The organism is Allopusillimonas ginsengisoli (genome assembly GCF_004153455.1).
Lineage (GTDB): Bacteria > Pseudomonadota > Gammaproteobacteria > Burkholderiales > Burkholderiaceae_B > Allopusillimonas > Allopusillimonas ginsengisoli.
In genome coordinates this window covers 1-17857 of sequence record NZ_SDQE01000002.1, presented here as the reverse complement: position 1 = coordinate 17857, position 17857 = coordinate 1, and the positions used below count along the sequence as shown (strand labels likewise).

Genomic DNA, 17857 nt, shown 5'->3' with positions numbered 1-17857 from the left:
CGTGGGATGCACCCCGATACTCAGGAGGTTGCATTGTTCTGGTACCTGACATTCCCTAAGCGCTGAAACATGTCCAGATAGGTATTCTCAATCAGTTGGTCAGGCGACCATGCTCGCACAGGAAAAACGTGTGGCTCTGTTGAAGATCAGCCGGAGGCTGCGGCGAATTTTTCGTTATATAACTCTCGCACCCAGTCTATGAATACACGCACTCTGGGCGAGAGCTGGCGATGGAACGGGTAAAGCGCACAGACAGGGAGATTCGGACACGCCCACTCATTCAACACCTGAACCAGGCGTCCGGTTTTCAGATGTTCTTCTACGCGAAAAAATGGCAACTGTATCAGTCCGCAGCCTGCTAACGCCGCGCTCAAGTAACACTCGGCATTGCTGACCGACATCCAGCCACTGGCTTTGAAATTCTCTGCCTGCCCATCGATAATGACAGTGAAGGGATAGCGGCTCTCGTTGCCATTCGCGAAGAATCCTACCGCCTGGTATTCGGCCAACTCTTCAGGGTGCTTGGGTGTGCCATATCGCGCCAGGTACTTAGGGCTGGCGCAGATCACCTCCGGCATGTTGGCCAGCTTGCTAACGACAAGCGACGAATCGCGCGGATGGCCAGCTCGTACCACGCAGTCTATGCCTTCCTTGACCAAGTCGACCAGACGGTCGCCACTATTGATGACGATATTTATTTTGGGGTAGCTGTCCCTGAATTCACCGATACGAGGCAGGATGATTGAATTCGCATGTGCCCCATGCAAGTCCAAACGTAGTGTCCCGTGTGGGTTGGCTATATGCGTGCTGAGTGATGCTTCTGCATCTTCCAGTTCAGCCAAGACCCGCTGGGTGCGTTCATAAAAAGCTTGTCCATCCAGAGTGGGTTTGACGTGGCGTGTGGTGCGATCCAGCAAGCGCGCGCCCAATCTTTTTTCCAGCTTTTTAATTGTATGTGTTGCTGTGGCGCGCGGAATTTCGAGCACGCTCGCAGCTTCGGTAAAGCTGCCCAGCTCGACGATCCGTGCGAAGAGTTGAAGAGCATCGAAGCGATCCATAACGATCCTATTGTTGAGGACTTTTGAATTAACAAGGCAATTTCATGTCATTTATGCGGTGACGGCTGATAGCTATCATGCATTCTGTGATCTGCCAACTCGATGATTCAGATGAGAAGGATTCAGGTCGCACACATTGTTTCATCTTATCTGATTAAAGGAAACGATCATGAGCACTACCAAGTCTTCATCCTCAATACCAATCGTCCCCACTGCTATCGTAACGGGAGCCTCCCGGGGTATAGGTCATTCCATCGCGCTGCGCTTAGCCGCTGATGGATTCAAAATGGTCGTCAATTACTCAGGCAACACATCGGCAGCTCAGAAAGTCGTCTCCGATATTCAGGCGCTGGGTGGTGAAGCGATCGCGATACAGGCGGATGTATCTCAGCATGATGATGTAAAGAGGCTTTTTGACACGGCCACGCAAGCCTTCGGTTCTATCTCGGTGGTTGTGCACAGCGCTGGTGTGATGCAGCTCGGTCCGATTGCTCCCGAAAGCATCGATATCTTCGATCGCATCATTCAAACGAACCTTCGGGGAGCTTTTCTCGTCTTGGGAAATGCAGCCCAATATATGCAGGCAGGTGGGCGCATTGTTGCCCTGTCATCCAGTGTGATCGCCAAATCCTTTCCCGAGTACGGTCCTTATATCGCAGCGAAGGCAGGCGTTGAGGGTTTGATCCGTGTGCTGGCCAATGAGCTGAGAGGCCGCAGTATTACGGTCAACGCGGTAGCCCCGGGTCCCGTTGCTACCGACCTGTTTCTCAAGGGAAAGAGCAACGAGGATGTCCTTCGGCTCAGCAAGATCGCACCGCTGGAACGGTTGGGGACGCCTGAAGACATCGCGCGGGCGGTGTCCTTTCTTGTGGGCGCCGATGGCAGTTGGATCAATGGCCAGGTTCTTCGAGCCAACGGGGGGTTCGCTTGAGAAGTCAGCACAACAACGTCTCAGGAACAACAGGCATGAGTTTCATATCTGAAGCATCTTCAGAATGACCTTGCCCCTGAATGACGTAGCCCTTAGTTCCGATTTAAATTGGAACCAAGGAGCAGAAGATGTCAGATTATCAATCGCGTAGCAGATACACATTGGAATTCAAGCAGGAGGGTGTCCGGCAGGTTACTGGGGGGCAATCCATCGCGTCAGTGGCCAGAACGCTGGGCATACCGAAGGCCAGCTTGAGCAATTGGGTACGCCAGCATGCACGTGGAGAAATGGGTGGGCCGGGTAGTGCCCAGAAGCCGGAAAACACAGTGACACCGGAACAGATGGAAATTGCGCGCCTGAGGGCCGAGAATGCTCGGCTGACGATGGAGCGCGATATCGCAAAAAAAGCGGCGGCGTACTTTGCGCAGGACACGCTGCAAGGTACGCCTGGGTTCAAGAAATGAAGGCGCACTGGCCCATCCGGACGATGTGTCCAGTGCTCGATGTCAGCGACAGCGGATTCTTCAACTGGCGGCGTCGTCGCAGCCAGAGGCCGCCAGCGGGCTGCGCGGGCCGGTTTAGCGATGAATGCATCCTGGCCAATATTCGAGCTATTCACGCTGAAGTCAAAGAAGAATATGGATGGCCGCGTATGCACAAGGAACTGGGTAGTCGAGAAATTCGGGTGGGAAAGGAACGGGTGCGTGTATTGATGAAGCGCCATGGCATACGCGCCAGAACGAAGCGTAAATTCGTGCTCACCACCGACAGCAAACACAAATTGCCGATTGCGCCGAACCTGGTCAATCGCCAGTTCAGTCCCCAGGCGCCCAATCAGCTCTGGAGCGGCGATATCACCTATATTCCCACAGGAGAAGGTTGGCTGTATTTGGCAGCCGTCATCGATCTGTTTAGCCGACAAGTTGTGGGATGGAACATGAGGCCACGTATGCAGACCAGCTTGGTAAAAGACGCTATGGCCATGGCTTGGTCTGGGCGACGTCCGCCAGCAGACCTGATCTTCCATAGCGACCGTGGCAGCCAGTATTGCAGCCATGAATTCCAACACGCCTTGTGTGACTGGCAAATCCGTTCATCAATGAGCAGAAAAGGAGACTGCTGGGATAACGCCCCGACCGAAAGCTTCTGGGCGCGCCTGAAAGCTGCCAGTCTCTACGGGAGAAAGTTCGACACTCACCAGGAGGCAATTCGGGCCGTGATGGACTGGATCGCCTTTTATAATCACAGACGGCTTCATTCGAGTCTAGGGTATGTGAGCCCTATGGATTACGAGAAAAGCTGGCATGCGGGTCAGCATAAAATGGCCGCATAACCCTCGAACTGAGAGCTACAAAATTCAGGGGCAACATCAAAAGCGCCTAACCATCAAACAACAAGCGCTTCTCGGTTCAGTTCGGTATGCCAGATGCGAAATATACAGATTATCCGCCTGTTGCCCGCTTTCGGGCACAGCTGCCGTAGCATATCCGATCCCGTGCCAGGCTTGACGCTATAGAATCCCTGCTACACATGCTCCAACTATTATCGATGACCACTAGCTAAGTCGGACGGAACATTGGTACCATAAAACCGTTCGTAGATTTAACAAAGGTAACCTCCACTGCCATTCCGCAATGGACTGCCATAGGTTCAGGTTCAACATCTACCAAGCAAGTCATCATGCGCGGCCCTTCCTCCAGAGTAACTAAGGCTGTAACAAAAGGTACTGCATTACGTAGTTCGGGGATGGATGTGCTGTAGTGAATGCAATATGAATATATTTCGCCGCGGCCGCTAGCTTGCACCCAGGCTATATCGCGAGAACCACAACTTGGGCAACCTGAGCGAGGGTAAAAAAAATGCGCCTGACAAGCATTGCAAAATGGCAGTATCAATCGCTGTTCGCGCGCGCTTTCCCAGAATTCGACGGCATCCGGGCTTGGGGAGATAATGGGTTGTGGAAAAATAGCCATGCCTATATCCTCGCCAGAATAGCGGTGGCTGCACTAGAGAGATAACCGCCCATAGCATTGACCAGTACGGTTTTAGCATCTGCCACTTGGCGTGGTCCGCATTCACCGCGTAGCTGGCGTACCGCCTCGATCATGAGATACATACCGAACATTCCGGGATGGTTGTATGATAATCCACCGCCGCTAGTATTGAGTGGAAAACTTCCATCAGGCGCTGTTCGCTGTCCAGAGACAAAAGCGCCACCTTCGCCTTTAGCGCAAAATCCGAGATCTTCCAACGTGACCAGCACTGTATAGGTAAAGGAATCATATAACTCGGCTACGTCGATATCAGATGGCTTCAATCCAGCCCGGGCGAAGACCTCCGCACCCGTGCGCTTGGCCGGCGTCTCCGTCAAACTTGGCATCTGGCTAATTTGATAGTGGCTAGTGGCCACGGCAGAGGCCAGCACTTCGACCACTGGGACTCCAAGCTGCCTCGCTCGGCTAGTACTGGTCAATACAACGGCCCCGCCCGAATCCGTCACCAAGCAGCAATCCGCAAGATGAAAGGGATAAACTAGCCACGGCGATTCCATGATCTCATCCACAGTCAACGGGGCACGCCGATATGCACGCGGGTTGAGCGCGGCCCACTTGCGAGTGGCTACGGCGATCTCGGCCATTTGCTCACTGGTACTACCATATTCGTGCATATGCCGAGTGGCGGCGAGGGCGTAAGCTGCCGGTGGCGATTCGACGCCGTAGATACGTTCCCATTGCCAGTCAGGCAACCAAGGATCGAAGTGGTGCGGTCGCGTCTGAATATTCCGCTTGCGGTTGGACCGACGGGTTTCCCCGTGCGTGATGAGTGCTACTTCGCAAATGCCTGATTGAATTGCTTGTATCGCTTCGTGTAGATGGGCTACAAATGATGATCCGCCGATCGAGTTGCTACCGGAGATTTTTGGCGTGATGCCCAAGTACTCAGCTACCAACAAACTGGGCATAAAATCTACACCGCAGGTATAATGGGCATCGACGTCACGCAACGAGAGGTTCGCGTGTGTCAGTGCATTTAGTGCCGCTTCGGCGTGCATCTGCAACGCATTTTTGTCCGGTACCACGCCGATCTGATCTGCCTCGGCGGCGCCCACGAAAGCCACGCCCGTGCTCATTGCACAGACCTATAACGATTGATGTATTCCCAATCCAACTCAAGGCCAAGTCCCGGTCCTTGAGGGACGGTATAGTACCCGCCCTCAAAAGTCTGCCGATTAGCAATGAGGTTCCAGAAGATTGGATCACGGTCCGGATCGAAAGTCTCGATATAGGTTCCGTGCGGAATAGAAGCCAACAGGTGGGCCGAGACCTGCGGCTCTTCGTGGTGCCCCATCTGAACTTCGTAGGCTGATGCTATGGCAGCAACACGCAACCATTCACTTGGCCCACCGATCCAACTAGCATCGGCGTTGCAGACATCGATAGCGCCAGAAGCGATCAGATCGCGCTGGCCAGCCCGCGTGGATTCACTCTGACCGGCAGCTACAGAGACACCAGCTGCCAATCGGACATCACGCATCGAGAAGCGATCATTGAGCCATTGGCATGGCTCCTCAAACCAACGTAAATTAAGGTCAGCAGTGGCACGGCAGAATTGGATCGCTTGCTGCCGTGTATAACCCTGATTAGCGTCGACCATTAATACAAAATCATCGCCGGCAATCTTACGAGCTAGCCGAGTGCGTTGGGCATCGACTTCGGGCGAACGTCCGCCAACTTTGAATTTGCAGCCGCCGAATCCGAGTTCCAAATATTTTTCGATCTGCCTGGTAATCTCGGCATCCTCGTTCTCGCCCTCGGCAGCATAATAGCCACCGATACAGATTACCTGCAGACGATTACGATACCCGCCCCAAATCTGGAACAGCGGTAGGCCAACCGCCTTACCGAATAGATCCCACAACGCCGTATCAACACAGGCGATGGCTTGCAGTGATAATGACCGGTCACGTAAAATATCATAGGTGGAAGGCAACATAGCCTCCCAAGCCCCTTCGATATTAAGGGCTGAACGGCCAATTATATTAGGCGCGATCTCATTGCGAAGAATGCTCAAAATAACAGATTGCTCAGCATCAGTATCGCCATTATAAGCTTCGCCGATTAAGCCACCCGCCGTATAAATGCGGGTAACGATGGTACAGCGCGAGGTCATTGAATAGTGGCTGCCTTTGAACCGGCGCTTCAGCGGTACTCGTATTGGGATAAACTCCAAACGCTCGATTTTCAGATCGGCTGGGTTTAACGTTTGGCGCTTTAATTCAGTAATGCTGCTCATTGGATTCCTTCAATTGATATTTAAGAAAAGATGGACATAGATGGACGATCATTCTTGATTTTTAAATTGTTTTAATCGCGGCTCGGCCGGTCCTTGGCGCTGCGAGTGCGCGGTGCCTGCAAATCAGCTTCGAAACGGTCGAAACTGACATGCGCCATCACCAAACGCTGCGCCTGTGTGACGTTACGGGAGCGCAGCGAAGCCAAAATTGCGCGATGCTCGCTATGCCATTCGGCGTAACGACCAACACTGGCCTTTAACCCACCTGATAATGAGCGCCAAGCGTCCTGCAACATCAATTCGACCTCGTAAAGCCAAGTGTTACCAGTGATCTCAATCAGCGCCAGTTCGAACTCTAGCGGTTCCCAAGCGTAAGAAGGATTCTTGGTCATCTCTTCAGCTTGTTGATCGAGCAATTGCTCAAGGCGATCGAAATCCTCCTCTGAGGCGCGCTGAACCACTGCATTTACTACTGCAATTTCAATGCCGACCCGCGTCTCGACTAGATTGCGTAGCGCGTTTTCCTCGGTCGCGTCAAAAATTGCTACCGATGAGGCTCTCCAAGTTGCAGTGGCCGCGGCTACATACGTACCGTCGCCATGCCGAACTTCCACCAGACCTAGTGTGGTTAACACCCGCATGGCTTCGCGTAGTGAAGATCGGCTGACCTTAAGCTGCTCGATGAAGTAACGCTCCGGTGGAAGTCTATCGCCAGGCTGCAGGTTATTGGATTCAATGTAGGCACGGATCTCATGCACCACCCGCTCGGTCACTTTTCCAATGCCGGAGCTTCTAAGGTATGACGTCCGATGATTATCAGGCCTGCATGTCTTGGGCCCAAACCCAGAATTATATTTTTCATCGTCGAGCGGAAATGGAATGGTTTTTTTCATAGTGTGTAAGATTAAATTATAAAGGTCTGATAAGTCAAGCTTGCAAAGCTAAAAAATCGATGATAATCTGACGTCTGATGTTTAAACGACTTTCCGATAATAACGAGCGAATACGCGGTTAAGGTCAGACATCTATGCGCCGCGCGCCAGTAAGCAAACATAAAGGAGACCAAGAAATTGTTGAACTTTTCGACTCATCCCCCGACTTTACGATTGGTTGTAATCGGTGCAGGAACCATGGGGCGCGGCATCGCGACTGCGGCCTTACAAGCGGGATTGGCGACCACTTTGGTGGATTTGGCGCCGGAGGCCCTAGAAGCTGCGCGCACGACGATCGAGCGTCGACTCCAACGGGCAGTGGTTTCGACCGCTGCGGGCTTGGAGGCATTCCGCTGTAGTACTAATTTGGCCGAAGCAGTGCGCGAGGCTAATGTTGTAATCGAAGCAATTCCCGAAATTGAACAGGCTAAGATCGAGATCTTCGCGCAGATACATGCGTGTGCACCCCAGTATGCATTATTGGCGAGTAATACGTCGACTATGAGTGTTTCGACGCTAGCCCAGGCCTGCGGAGGATCGGATCGTGTAATCGGTATGCACTTTTTTAACCCGGTGCATCGGATGGCTCTCGTTGAAATCGTAACTGGTGCCGCGACCTCGCAGGAGACCGTGGCAGATGCTAGGGCACTCTGCGCACGGCTGGGCAAGGATCCAATTGTGGTGCGCGACGTGCCTGGCTTCGTTACGAGTCGGTTAGGTCTGCTTCTGGGTAATGCAGCGATGCGATTGGTCGAAGAAGGAGTGGCTTCAGTGGCTGACATCGACAAAGCCATGCGGCTTGGCTATGGACATCCAATGGGGCCGTTGGAGCTGGCCGATCTAGTGGGTCTCGACGCTCGCCTCAATAATCTACGCAGTATGTTGACACGCTCCGGAGAGCCAGAATATCGGGCCCCAGCTATTCTCGAACGTTTGGTAGCCGCCGGCCAATTAGGGAAAAAAAGCGGCGTCGGTTTCTACGCCTATCAAGGGGACGCTGTGCAGGGGTTGCAGCCTTTACTCGGCCTGAACGGAAGGGTGGAGCACCTATGACAGCCTCCGTTTTTGCTACCGGACCCGTTAAAGGAATATGTGGACGTATCGATATTCGCGATACTTCCAAACTCTATCAGCGCTCTGGTAGCTCTCCCGTACAGGCCTTGCTTCCGGTCGATCTGTCGATTGCGCCTGGCGAATTCATTAGTCTAGTTGGGCCTAGTGGGTGTGGTAAGACAACATTGTTGATGATGATCTGCGGTTTGCTGAGCGCCACTACTGGTAATGTAACTGTTGATAATCATCCAATATACGCTGGCGATCCGACGGTGAGCATCGCCTTCCAGAAACCGACCTTGCTTCGCTGGAAGACTGTGCTGGAAAATGTGCTATTGCCCGCGCGCATTATGCACAGCTTAGATGATGATGTGCATCGGCGCGCCAATGAGCTGCTTGCGGTGACGGGCTTGAGTGCATTTAAGGATCGTTTCCCGCATGAGTTGTCTGGTGGTATGCAGCAACGGGCGTCGATCGTGCGAGCTTTGGTCACGGATCCGAACGTGCTGCTGATGGATGAACCATTTGCCGCACTCGATGAATTCACACGTGACCTCCTCAATGACGAGCTTCTGCGCCTTTGGACGCAGCGGCGCAAGACGGTCGTCTTTGTAACCCATAACATTAGTGAAGCCGTTTATCTGTCCGATCGGGTGGTGATTATGGCACCGCGCCCGGGCCGGGTGCTTGACGTGATCAATATCCCCGTATCCCGGCCGCGTCGGGCTGAGATGCGGGACGAGGCCAACTTTATGGGATTAGTGCGCAGCATTCGAACGGCACTCAATGAATCTTCTGTTTCGGGTACAGCCGGACCAATGGGGGTATTTGCTGGGGAGGGCCAAGCTCAATGACAATGCTCGAACTGAAAACTGAAGATTCAAATGTCCAGGATACATTCTCGGTGAATTCGTCCGCGAGCGCCATGACCTCGCGAGCCCAGCAAACTTTCCCCAGGGATCATACCCGCACAATCGCTGTTGTACTGGCCATAGCTATGGGGCTCTCAATCTTATTTTTTTGGAAGTTAGCTGTGCACCAGCAATGGGTCTCGACTATTGTCTTGCCCGCACCGGAGAGCGTTGCTATTGCGTTGTACCAAGGGTTGATTGGCGGCGAAGTGACCTGGTGGATCGATATCTGGGTGACATTGAAGGAAACAATGATCGGTTTCGTTTGCGGTATCACGGTCGCGCTGACCTTGGGGGCTTTATTTGCTTACGTGCCGGTATTACGAATGGCGGCCTTTCCCTATGTCGTCTTTCTGCAGACTTTCCCGAAGATCGCGATTGCTCCAGTGCTGGTGGCTTGGTTGGGCTATGGCCTGTTGCCCAAAATCGTTATTGGTGCATTGCTTGCATTCTTCCCTGTGTTCGCCAATACCGTAGCGGGCTTATCGCAAATCAATGCCGATGAATTACGACTATTGCGCTCCTTCGGTGCCAGCCGTTGGCAGGAGTTGCGCTATCTGCGACTCCCCAGTGCGCTGCCTTATATTTTCGCTGCCATGGATGTAGCCGTGGTGGTGTCGTTGCTGGGCGTAATCGTTGGGGAGTTCGTTGGTGCCGAGCAAGGTCTGGGCTATCGAATCCAGGCTCGTACTGGTTTCGGTGACATGGCTTCGGTATATGCCGTCCTTTTCATCCTCGGTTGCATCGGCACCAGCCTGTACCAACTGATGCGCTTCCTGCGATCACTGCTGCTCTTCGAAGAATAAGCGATTTCATTTTCCCATTCATTTCAAAGGAATTACCATGTCGTATCAACTGATACATCGCACAAGTAGAGTGCGGCGGCGTTTTCTCCTAACAATGCTAGCTGGTACAGCGCTCGTTGGCAGTAGCGTGGCTGCCGCGGGTGGTGGGCCTGTGAAGGTCGTATTTGCAGTCGGTAACCCAACGTTGGCGATCGATACGGCTCCCTACACATCAGTACCGATGGCCATGGATTATTGGAAAGGTCTTGATGTGAAAGTGTTGGTAACAAAGGGAGCAATTCAGAATTTACAAGCCCTGCTGACTGGCCAAGCGGATATTGCCAATCTTGGTATGTCGGCGATGTATTCACTGGCGACTAAGCACCCCGAACTGCAGGTGATAAGCTTGGCGGCCGGTAATATTTGGCACACCGCGGTGCCTGAAGGAAGTGCGATCAAAAATCAAGCCGATTTGAAAGGCAAGACGATTGGCGTTCAGACTCTAACTTCGGCTAGTTTCCTTTACGGCCGTGCCGCATTAGCTGGGGCTGGCCTGGATCCTGATAAAGATGTGAAATGGCTACCGGTCGGTGTCGGTGCTGGTGCTGCCAATGCATTGAAGCAAGGGCACATCGATGCTTATGCCAGTTACGACGGCCCTTTGGGAACGATCGGTAGTATTCTTGATGTCTCGATGCGCTCGTTGCCCAGTATTATGGATGATCAACCAGGCACGTTGGGTCTGGTAACGACGAAGAAATACCTTACTGAGAATCGCGATATTGTAGTCGAGTTCCTTCGTGGTTTTAATGCTGGCCAACACTTTGCTGCAGCGAATCCGTTGGCTGCGGTACAGATTCACTGGAAAGCGCACCCTGATCAAAAGCCAAGCAACATCGACGAGGCTAAGGCGATTAATCAAGCGCTCAGCCTCGTGGATCGCCGCTTCAAGGTGATGGATCAGCTGGGGTCCGATAATTTGACCGGTTACTTAGACCAAATGACTGTGCAGAAATCACTCGATTTCTTTTTCAAAAATAAGATTATCGAGCGGCCACTCAAAGCTAGCGAAGTAACAGCGTTGGATATTGCCAAAGATGCAGCCGAGTATGACATCGTGACCGTTGAACGTGATGCCAAGGAGTGGACCGAATGAGAGAAGAGACTAAGGGTATCGCTGGCGTCGCACGTGAGCAGCTGCCACTGGCAGGAATACGGATCATAGACTGCACTCATGCCATGGCTGGCCCATATGCCACCAGCCTTATGGGTGACCTTGGTGCCGAGGTGATCAAGGTGGAGGCGCCGGGCGGGGATTTTCTGCGTAAGATGGATCAGAAGTTCGCGCCGGGCGAAAGCATTTATTTCCATAGCATTAATCGGAGTAAGCGTTCGATCGCTATAGACCTGAAGCGCTCCGCGGGCCATCAAGTGCTTGAGAGCTTACTGTGCGATGCGGATATTTTTATTACTAATCTACGCGTAGCTGCGGTGCAGAAACTTCGGCTTGATTACGAAAGTATCGCCAAAATTCGGCCCGAGATCGTCTATTGCTCGGTGACAGCGTTCGGAGAAACGGGTCCGCGCTCGCTCGAGCCCGGCCTTGACCTGCTGGGCCAAGCCGTTAGCGGCATCATGGCAATGACTGGAGAACATGCCGGTCCGCCGTTGAAGGCGGGTCCGTCAATCACAGATATCGTTACATCATTTCTCCTATGCTTCAGTGCTATCACAGCGTTGCGTGCTCGGGATCGCGATGGTGTTGGCCAGAAAGTTGAACTGAATTTGGCCGATAGCGGCTTTGCCACCATGCCTAATTTGGTCACTGAATATATGCATACCCACGTGCCGATGCGCCCCTGGGGCAGTGGGCATCCGCAGGCAGTGCCGTATCAAGCTTTCCTGGCAGAAGATGGTTATTTCGTATTGGCTTGCTTATCCGATGACATCTGGAAGAAAATCGGGGAGGCGATTGATGATCCGGTCACGCGTGATCCACGCTATACCAGAAACACGGCCCGCATCGATTACCGCGTGGAGCTTGTCGATGGACTTCAACGGCTCTTCGCCAGCGCGCCGCGCGAGCACTGGATGACACCACTGCGGCGATTGGGAGTTCCCTGTGCTCCTGTGAATACGCTGGAAGAGGCCATTGTCGACCCACAGTTTGATCACAACGGTATGCTGCGCTGTATGCAGCATCCGGAATTTGGCAGGTACACCGTGGTTGATAATCCAATCAAGATGGATCGTACCCCCGCGGCGCCCTTTGGTTATGCGCCGGCGATTGGGGAGCACTCGAAGGAGATCCTGCTTGAAGCCGGTTTTTCGTCTAATCATATAGAAGAGCTTCTGAGCACTGGCATAATCACCGATCGGAGCCGCACATGAAAAGCACTGGCGGTACAGCGGCTAGGACACCACTCATAGTAAGCCAATACGGTTTAATTGACCGGCTGTTAGTTGACTCTCCGGCCAATCGCAACGCCCTCTCGATCTGTTTGATGGAAGCAATTATTGACGCGATCGAGCGGAGCGCTCAGCGTTGCGCTCGGATGCTGGTTATTGATCACACTGGTGATGTTTTTAGTGCTGGTGTCGACTTGAAGGAACGGTTGGCATTAAAGAATCAGCCACAACGCCATTCGGCGTTGCTCGGGCAGTTGCTCGCGACCCTTTGGGCATATCCGGCACCGGTGATTTGCCGAGTAGCCGGCCGTGTGCGTGGCGGTGGCATTGGCCTAATTGCATGCAGCGATATCGTTGTATGTTCCAGCGGTGCTGATTTCGCCTTCAGTGAAGTGCGGGTGGGAGTTGCACCAGCGCTAGTAGGCAGTTTCAGCCTAGCAGGTCTTAGCTCTAGAGCGCTCAAGCCCTGGTTATTGAGTGGGGAAAGCTTCGGTGCAGAGGAAGCATTACGGCTAGGGCTTGTTACTCGGATTGCCACAGATCCAACCACTGATATCGGTCCGGAAATGAAGGCCGTATTAAAAGGGGCGCCCGGTGGCCAGCGGGCCACTAAGAGCTTGGTACGTGAACTCGCTAGAGAATCCCCATTGCAAGAGATCACAGCGATGCAGCGACTATCGGCCGAGTTGTTCGCAACGGTTGAAGCAATGGAGGGCATGGCGGCCTTCGGTGAGAAGCGTGCGCCGACTTGGGTAGCGGAAGGGGAAGCGGATCTCCATTTGCTATTGGATTAGAATGATTAGATCTGACCAGCTGGCTTTGCCGTATTCTCGAACCTGGTACACTGAAACCGTCTCGACGATAAATTTACGGCCTGGAAAAAAATCCTTTATCACCATCGATGCCCGCACAGCTTGCGGGTTTTTTTATGGTGCGCCCGGCAGGGCGCACCCACTAGAGGGTGCAAGTCCCTTACTCGCCCGACAAGGGGAAGAGTTAGCCTACGGCAAGGGTTTCGCGGGTGACTGCGAGTCTGAAGGAAGCCGGATGGCAAAGCGCCGGCCTGACGCACAGGAAGCGGATGAGGCGTTGCATCGGGGTCAGGCGGCCATAATCGTCGAAGCCCGATACATGTCCGGAACGATGCAACGTAGATCCGACAGGCATAGGCGTGCAAGTGGGTGCGCAATACCCGGGGAGATCTGATCGGGTGCTGGGAGACTGGCTACTGTCCACCGCGAGGTGGCGGGATGCACGATCAGAAGTCAGCAGAGGGCATAGTAGGCGGTGGAGAAGGCGGTGAGCCGATGAGCACCCACCGACGAAGGCCCGAACAGAGGTTACCGAGAGTAGGACGAATGATCTCGATGTGTGTTGATGAAGCAGAAGCCCTGGAGACAGGGGCCAAGGACGAGGTAGGCGGCCGGAAGCTGTCCGAGGGCGTTCGGGGTGCTGAGATGCGCACGGCAACATGCGGGCAAACGAAATCGGAGGACGAAGCGCTCATGGAGCGCGTCGTAGAACGCGAGAACATGAGTCAGGCGTATCGCCGGGTGCTCAGGAACAAGGGGGCTGCCGGCGTAGACGCCATGACTACTGAGGACCTGGGCGCTTGGTTGAAACAGCACTGGCCGTGTGTACACGAAGCGCTGCTGGATGGCAGCTATATACCGCAATCGGTGCGTCGAGCGGACATTCCCAAGCCAGACGGCGGGGTTCGCACGCTGGGCGTACCGACGGTGGTGGGTCGCTGTCGCCGCTGCTATCGGACATCGTGCTCACGGGCCTGGATCACCACCTGGAAGCTCGAGGGCTGGCGTTCTGCCGGTATGCCGATGACTGCAATATTTGCGTGGGCAGCAAACGGGCGGGCGAACGCGTCATGACGAGTACCAGGGCCTATCTTGAGAAGGCCTTGAGGCTTGTTGTGAATGAAGCCAAGAGCAAGGTGGCACGCCCCGGAACCTGTAAGTTCCTGGGCTACCGCGTGGCTACCCGGCTCAAAGAGGCGCACATCAGGATCGCCCCCCAAAGCATCTAGCGATTGATGCAGCGGGTGCGAGAACTGATGCGTCAGGGGCGCGGTCAATCCCTGGCATGCACCATCCAGACGCTCAACCCGCTGCTGCGGGGCTGGGCGAATTACTTCCGCCTAAGTGTTCAGCATAAGCGGATGAGGAATCTGGATGGATGGGTGCGCCGTCGGCTGCGCTGCCTGCTATGGCGGCAATGGAAACGACCACGAGCTCGACAACGATACCTGTTGACTCAGGGGTTGGACTCTGATCGGGCATGGAAATCCAGCGTCAATGGTCGTGGGCCGTGGTGGAATGCGGGCGCTTCGCATATGGAACAGGCGTATCCGAACGCCTGGTTCCAGCGGCTCGGACTGGTCTCGATCCACAAGACAGTGGTCGGCCTCCAGCGTATCCACTGAACCGCCGTATGCGGAACCGCACGTACGGTGGTGTGAGAGGGCTGAGGGGGTAACCCCTCACCCTACTCGATTGCCTCGTGTGTGCTTGTAGAACGTGCTACGACCGATGCCCAGGACTTTGCAAACTTCAGCCGGGCCGTGGCCGTTCGCTGCTATTGTGCGAATGGCCGGGATCTTTTCTGCAGAGAGGCCGGGCCGTCCACCTTTGCCCCCACGCGCAGCAGCCAGCTCGGTATATGTTCGTTCCATAATCAAGTGCCGCTCAAACTCGGCTAGGGCGGCAAAGATAACCATTTCTGTTAGCCTTATGATCAACACGCATTAATAGAGGGCAAAGTCTTACATGAGCGTTGCATACTTGGCTAAATTTTCGAATATCGGGAGCCACCTAAAAGATAGCTAGGAGCAAAAATGGCCACGAGTTCATATCTGTCGATGGAATGGTTCCTCAACCGACTAGAGGCCCGGGTATTCATTGAGGACTGGCGTCGCCACTACAATGAGATCCGACCGCATTCGAGTCTAAATTACCAAACCCCACACGAGTTTGTGGGAAACCTGACCAACGAATGTAAGCGTCTGCCGAACACACCTTGATGGAGCGTAGCGATCGGGACGATAGTCCCCACTTGTTTTTAGTGGGGACTATTCATGGATCCAAACACTTCAGTCCAGCGACCCGCGCGGCGCAAGCACAGCAAGGCCCTCAAGGCACAGATTCTTCAGGCTTGTGAGCAGCCTGGCGCTTCGGTCGCGGGCATCGCCATTGCACACGGCCTGAACCCGAACATGGTGCAGCGCTGGCGCCGCGAAGCCAGGCGCGGTGAACTGACACTGTCGGACGCGCCGGCGTTTATTCCTGTCGTTGCCACGGCGGGCTGCGCGATGAGCACACGCCATAGCGCACAGACTGCGTCGGTGGCCATCGAGGTTCAACTGCAACGGGGTAGTTTGCAAGCGCGAGTGAGCTGGCCCGCACAGGCCGCTGGCGAGTGCGCCGCCTGGCTGCGGGAACTGTTTCGGTGATCCGCATCGAGAGAATCTGGTTAGCCGTCGAACCCGTGGACATGCGTAGCGGCATGGATCGGCTACTGGCCAGGGTAGTGGAAGTCTTCGGCGCCTCGCAGCCGCATCACGCTTATGTATTTGCTAACCGCCGTGGCACACGGCTAAAGGTCCTGGCGTGTGACGGCTTCGGCATCTGGCTGGCTGTGCGCCGCTCACAGCCATGGCATCATGGCGGCCATGTCTGTGAAATCTGCCCCTACCCTCGAACAGCTTGATGCCGAGGCCCTGCGGGCCTTGGCTAGGCAATTAATGGGTGAGCTCGATGAAACCCGCCAGGTCGTGGCCAAGCAAGCGCACGACATCCAGTTCAAGGAAACCCACATCGGTAAGCTCACGCATGAGATTGCGGTGCTGCGCCGCTATCGCTTCGGCAAGAAGAGCGAACAGCTTGGCGGTGAACAGGGCTTGTTGCTGGAAGACGCGGTCGATGCCGACATCGCTGCCATCGAACAGGAACTGATCAGTCTGGGCGGACAGCCCGCTGAGAAAAAGGCTGTGTCTCAGCCTAAGCGTCAGGCCTTGCCGCCGGAGTTGCCCCGTATCCAGGTGCGCCACGAACCGCACTCTACCACCTGCACCTGTGGCTGCCAGATGCAGCGCATCGGTGAGGACATCACCGAGAAGTTGGATTTTATCCCTGGCGTGCTGCGCGTCGAGCAGCATGTCCGGGGCAAGTGGGCTTGCCGCCAGTGCGAGACGTTGACCCAAGCGCCCATGCCGGCACAGGTCATCGACAAGGGGATCGCCACCTCCGGGTTACTGACCCACGTGTTGGTTGCAAAGTATGCCGACCACCTGCCGCTGTATCGCCAAGAACAGATCTTTGCGCGCGCCGGTTTAAGGATCCCCCGCTCTACGCTTGCTGAATGGGTAGGCGTATGCGGGGTGCGCTTGCAGCCGCTGGTCGATGCCCTGCGCGAGGCCATCCTGAACGAGCCGGTGGTGCATGTGGACGAAACACCTGTTCAAGTCCTGCAACCAGGGAGCAAGAAGACCCATCGCGCGTATCTGTGGGCCTATGCTCCCGGCGCCTTCCAGGATCTGAAAGCCGTTGTTTACGACTTCACCGAAGGACGTAGTGGTGCTCACGCCAGGGCCTTCCTGGGTGACTGGCGCGGTGAACTGATCTGCGACGATTACGGTGGATATAAAGCGTGCTTCGAGCAAGGCATTGCCGAAGTCGGTTGCATGGCGCACGCCCGGCGCAAGTTCTTCGAACTACATCAGTCTGGCAAAAGCCTGATTGCTGAACAGGCACTGAAGTCCATCGGGCAGCTCTATGAGATCGAAGCCCAGGTGACAGACTTGCTGCCTGAGCCGCGCCAGCGCCTACGTGAGCAACAGGCCAGGCCGATTGCCCAGGCACTGCATACCTGGATGGCAGCCCATCGACTGAAGGTGCCCGACGGTACCGGCATTGCCCGAGCGCTGGACTACAGCTTGAAGCGTTGGGCGGCGCTGACGCGCTACCTGGTTGATGGTCGATTACCCATCGATAACAACTGGATCGAGAACCAGATCCGGCCTATCGCGAAGGGTCGTTCATTATGCACCTCCTTCCGAAACCTCGATAAACATTGGGAGTTGTCCTTCAACATTGCTACGACACGGGCGATGTTTGCGCGTCAACGCCGCCGTGACAGCGTCACTGCGCAAATCGCTTGCACGAATCTGCCATGGAGCATCGGGCATAACCTGTTCAGCAGGCAGCACTCGATCATTGATCAGACGTCGAATCATGTAATGGGTGACTCCAAGCAGTTTTGCAGCCTCAGACATCGTCAACCATTGCCCATTCTTCTGGGCCGATCGATAGGCATCGATGTCTCGCACGCGCCGTATGGAGCTGACGCGATGCACCGTCCAGGTCTTGTTTTGGCCGGTCCGCATTCCCATCCGGTTTAGCGATGCGGCGATATCCTGATCGGACCATCGGCCTGCCATGCTACCGATGACTGCGAGCGCTTCGTCAGACGTGCT

The 17857-nt window shown here is 54.7% G+C and carries 19 protein-coding genes and 2 pseudogenes; 15 read left to right on the top strand and 6 right to left on the bottom strand.

The annotated features are described in order from the left end of the window. Positions 1-146 precede the first annotated feature (146 nt). The gene (locus tag ERE07_RS04995) at positions 147-1058 is read right to left on the bottom strand and encodes a LysR family transcriptional regulator (RefSeq protein WP_130007730.1); all 912 of its coding nucleotides are present in this window, start codon (positions 1056-1058) and stop codon (positions 147-149) included. A 169-nt stretch (positions 1059-1227) separates the two neighbouring features. Here ERE07_RS04995 and ERE07_RS04990 point away from each other — a divergent pair, with 169 nt between their 5' ends. Together ERE07_RS04990 and ERE07_RS04985 are read left to right on the top strand one after the other, a co-directional pair. Next, entirely contained in the window at positions 1228-1989 is a 762-nt protein-coding gene (locus ERE07_RS04990) for an SDR family oxidoreductase (protein ID WP_130007729.1), read from the top strand. A gap of 128 nt (positions 1990-2117) precedes the next feature. After that, positions 2118-3322, top strand: a protein-coding gene (locus ERE07_RS04985; protein WP_130007728.1) for an IS3 family transposase whose coding sequence is annotated in 2 segments (ribosomal slippage) — positions 2118-2400 and positions 2400-3322 — 1206 coding nt in all. Because the reading frame shifts where the segments join, the coding sequence is not laid out codon by codon here. A 226-nt stretch (positions 3323-3548) separates the two neighbouring features. Here ERE07_RS04985 and ERE07_RS04980 read toward each other — a convergent pair. From ERE07_RS04980 to ERE07_RS04965, 4 genes are all read right to left on the bottom strand, one after another. Beyond that, entirely contained in the window at positions 3549-3962 is a 414-nt protein-coding gene (locus ERE07_RS04980; RefSeq protein WP_130007727.1) for a Zn-ribbon domain-containing OB-fold protein, read from the bottom strand. A 2-nt stretch (positions 3963-3964) separates the two neighbouring features. Next, complete coding sequence (locus ERE07_RS04975; RefSeq protein WP_130007726.1) at positions 3965-5119, bottom strand: acetyl-CoA acetyltransferase; 1155 nt, start codon at positions 5117-5119, stop codon at positions 3965-3967. Continuing rightward, a complete protein-coding gene (locus ERE07_RS04970; protein WP_130007725.1) occupies positions 5116-6282 on the bottom strand; it encodes a mandelate racemase/muconate lactonizing enzyme family protein in 1167 nt (388 codons plus the stop codon). The genes ERE07_RS04975 and ERE07_RS04970 overlap by 4 nt, the downstream gene beginning before the upstream one ends. A gap of 71 nt (positions 6283-6353) precedes the next feature. Beyond that, the gene (locus tag ERE07_RS04965) at positions 6354-7175 is read right to left on the bottom strand and encodes a FadR/GntR family transcriptional regulator (RefSeq protein WP_130007724.1); all 822 of its coding nucleotides are present in this window, start codon (positions 7173-7175) and stop codon (positions 6354-6356) included. A 180-nt stretch (positions 7176-7355) separates the two neighbouring features. Between ERE07_RS04965 and ERE07_RS04960 the strand changes: the two genes are divergently transcribed. The 13 genes and pseudogenes from ERE07_RS04960 to tnpC form a co-directional block, all read left to right on the top strand. Continuing rightward, positions 7356-8267, top strand: coding sequence for a 3-hydroxyacyl-CoA dehydrogenase family protein (locus ERE07_RS04960; RefSeq protein WP_209021091.1), 912 nt, complete (start codon positions 7356-7358; stop codon positions 8265-8267). Then, positions 8264-9121 (top strand): ABC transporter ATP-binding protein, encoded by an 858-nt coding sequence (locus tag ERE07_RS04955; RefSeq protein WP_130007723.1) that lies wholly within the window; start codon positions 8264-8266, stop codon positions 9119-9121. Before ERE07_RS04960 ends, ERE07_RS04955 begins: the two co-directional genes overlap by 4 nt. Further along, entirely contained in the window at positions 9118-9984 is an 867-nt protein-coding gene (locus tag ERE07_RS04950) for an ABC transporter permease (protein WP_130007722.1), read from the top strand. The genes ERE07_RS04955 and ERE07_RS04950 overlap by 4 nt, the downstream gene beginning before the upstream one ends. A 151-nt stretch (positions 9985-10135) precedes the next feature. After that, entirely contained in the window at positions 10136-11119 is a 984-nt protein-coding gene (locus ERE07_RS04945) for an ABC transporter substrate-binding protein (protein ID WP_167670734.1), read from the top strand. Next, positions 11116-12354 carry a CaiB/BaiF CoA transferase family protein gene (locus ERE07_RS04940; RefSeq protein WP_130007720.1) on the top strand — a complete coding sequence of 413 codons (1239 nt, stop codon included), beginning with the start codon at positions 11116-11118 and terminating at the stop codon, positions 12352-12354. Before ERE07_RS04945 ends, ERE07_RS04940 begins: the two co-directional genes overlap by 4 nt. After that, the gene (locus tag ERE07_RS04935; RefSeq protein ID WP_130007719.1) at positions 12351-13166 is read left to right on the top strand and encodes an enoyl-CoA hydratase-related protein; all 816 of its coding nucleotides are present in this window, start codon (positions 12351-12353) and stop codon (positions 13164-13166) included. The genes ERE07_RS04940 and ERE07_RS04935 overlap by 4 nt, the downstream gene beginning before the upstream one ends. A 573-nt stretch (positions 13167-13739) precedes the next feature. Further along, positions 13740-14258: a reverse transcriptase family protein gene (locus tag ERE07_RS21995; RefSeq protein ID WP_245153557.1), complete on the top strand. Its 519-nt coding sequence runs from the start codon at positions 13740-13742 to the stop codon at positions 14256-14258. Continuing rightward, positions 14147-14413: a reverse transcriptase domain-containing protein gene (locus ERE07_RS21990; RefSeq protein ID WP_245153539.1), complete on the top strand. Its 267-nt coding sequence runs from the start codon at positions 14147-14149 to the stop codon at positions 14411-14413. The genes ERE07_RS21995 and ERE07_RS21990 overlap by 112 nt, the downstream gene beginning before the upstream one ends. Positions 14414-14419: 6 nt before the next feature. After that, entirely contained in the window at positions 14420-14809 is a 390-nt protein-coding gene (locus ERE07_RS21985) for a group II intron maturase-specific domain-containing protein (RefSeq protein WP_245153465.1), read from the top strand. A 429-nt stretch (positions 14810-15238) separates the two neighbouring features. Further along, positions 15239-15406 (top strand): annotated as a pseudogene (locus ERE07_RS04925) (integrase core domain-containing protein); the annotation flags it as partial. A gap of 54 nt (positions 15407-15460) precedes the next feature. Beyond that, positions 15461-15835, top strand: coding sequence for an IS66-like element accessory protein TnpA (tnpA, locus tag ERE07_RS04920; RefSeq protein WP_130007718.1), 375 nt, complete (start codon positions 15461-15463; stop codon positions 15833-15835). After that, positions 15802-16092, top strand: coding sequence for an IS66 family insertion sequence element accessory protein TnpB (gene tnpB, locus ERE07_RS22325; RefSeq protein WP_425330956.1), 291 nt, complete (start codon positions 15802-15804; stop codon positions 16090-16092). The genes tnpA and tnpB overlap by 34 nt, the downstream gene beginning before the upstream one ends. Beyond that, positions 16061-17440 (top strand): annotated as a pseudogene (gene tnpC, locus ERE07_RS04910) (IS66 family transposase); the annotation flags it as partial. The gene tnpB and the pseudogene tnpC, both read left to right, overlap by 32 nt. Here tnpC and ERE07_RS22235 read toward each other — a convergent pair. After that, on the bottom strand, positions 17423-17617 hold the full coding sequence (locus ERE07_RS22235; RefSeq protein ID WP_342366238.1) for a hypothetical protein: 195 nt from the start codon (positions 17615-17617) through the stop codon (positions 17423-17425). The pseudogene tnpC and the gene ERE07_RS22235 overlap by 18 nt on opposite strands. Positions 17618-17857: the final 240 nt, after the last annotated feature.

What these genes read in the sequence shown, in the direction of transcription:
- ERE07_RS04995 (WP_130007730.1), bottom strand. Translation starts at nt 1,058, where the DNA reads ATGGATCGCTTCGATGCTCTTCAACTCTTCGCACGGATCGTCGAGCTG.
- ERE07_RS04990 (WP_130007729.1), top strand. Translation starts at nt 1,228, where the DNA reads ATGAGCACTACCAAGTCTTCATCCTCAATACCAATCGTCCCCACTGCT.
- ERE07_RS04980 (WP_130007727.1), bottom strand. Translation starts at nt 3,962, where the DNA reads ATGGCTATTTTTCCACAACCCATTATCTCCCCAAGCCCGGATGCCGTC.
- ERE07_RS04975 (WP_130007726.1), bottom strand. Translation starts at nt 5,119, where the DNA reads ATGAGCACGGGCGTGGCTTTCGTGGGCGCCGCCGAGGCAGATCAGATC.
- ERE07_RS04970 (WP_130007725.1), bottom strand. Translation starts at nt 6,282, where the DNA reads ATGAGCAGCATTACTGAATTAAAGCGCCAAACGTTAAACCCAGCCGAT.
- ERE07_RS04965 (WP_130007724.1), bottom strand. Translation starts at nt 7,175, where the DNA reads ATGAAAAAAACCATTCCATTTCCGCTCGACGATGAAAAATATAATTCT.
- ERE07_RS04955 (WP_130007723.1), top strand. Translation starts at nt 8,264, where the DNA reads ATGACAGCCTCCGTTTTTGCTACCGGACCCGTTAAAGGAATATGTGGA.
- ERE07_RS04950 (WP_130007722.1), top strand. Translation starts at nt 9,118, where the DNA reads ATGACAATGCTCGAACTGAAAACTGAAGATTCAAATGTCCAGGATACA.
- ERE07_RS04940 (WP_130007720.1), top strand. Translation starts at nt 11,116, where the DNA reads ATGAGAGAAGAGACTAAGGGTATCGCTGGCGTCGCACGTGAGCAGCTG.
- ERE07_RS04935 (WP_130007719.1), top strand. Translation starts at nt 12,351, where the DNA reads ATGAAAAGCACTGGCGGTACAGCGGCTAGGACACCACTCATAGTAAGC.
- ERE07_RS21995 (WP_245153557.1), top strand. Translation starts at nt 13,740, where the DNA reads ATGTGTGTTGATGAAGCAGAAGCCCTGGAGACAGGGGCCAAGGACGAG.
- ERE07_RS21985 (WP_245153465.1), top strand. Translation starts at nt 14,420, where the DNA reads ATGCAGCGGGTGCGAGAACTGATGCGTCAGGGGCGCGGTCAATCCCTG.
- tnpA (WP_130007718.1), top strand. Translation starts at nt 15,461, where the DNA reads ATGGATCCAAACACTTCAGTCCAGCGACCCGCGCGGCGCAAGCACAGC.
- ERE07_RS22235 (WP_342366238.1), bottom strand. Translation starts at nt 17,617, where the DNA reads ATGATTCGACGTCTGATCAATGATCGAGTGCTGCCTGCTGAACAGGTT.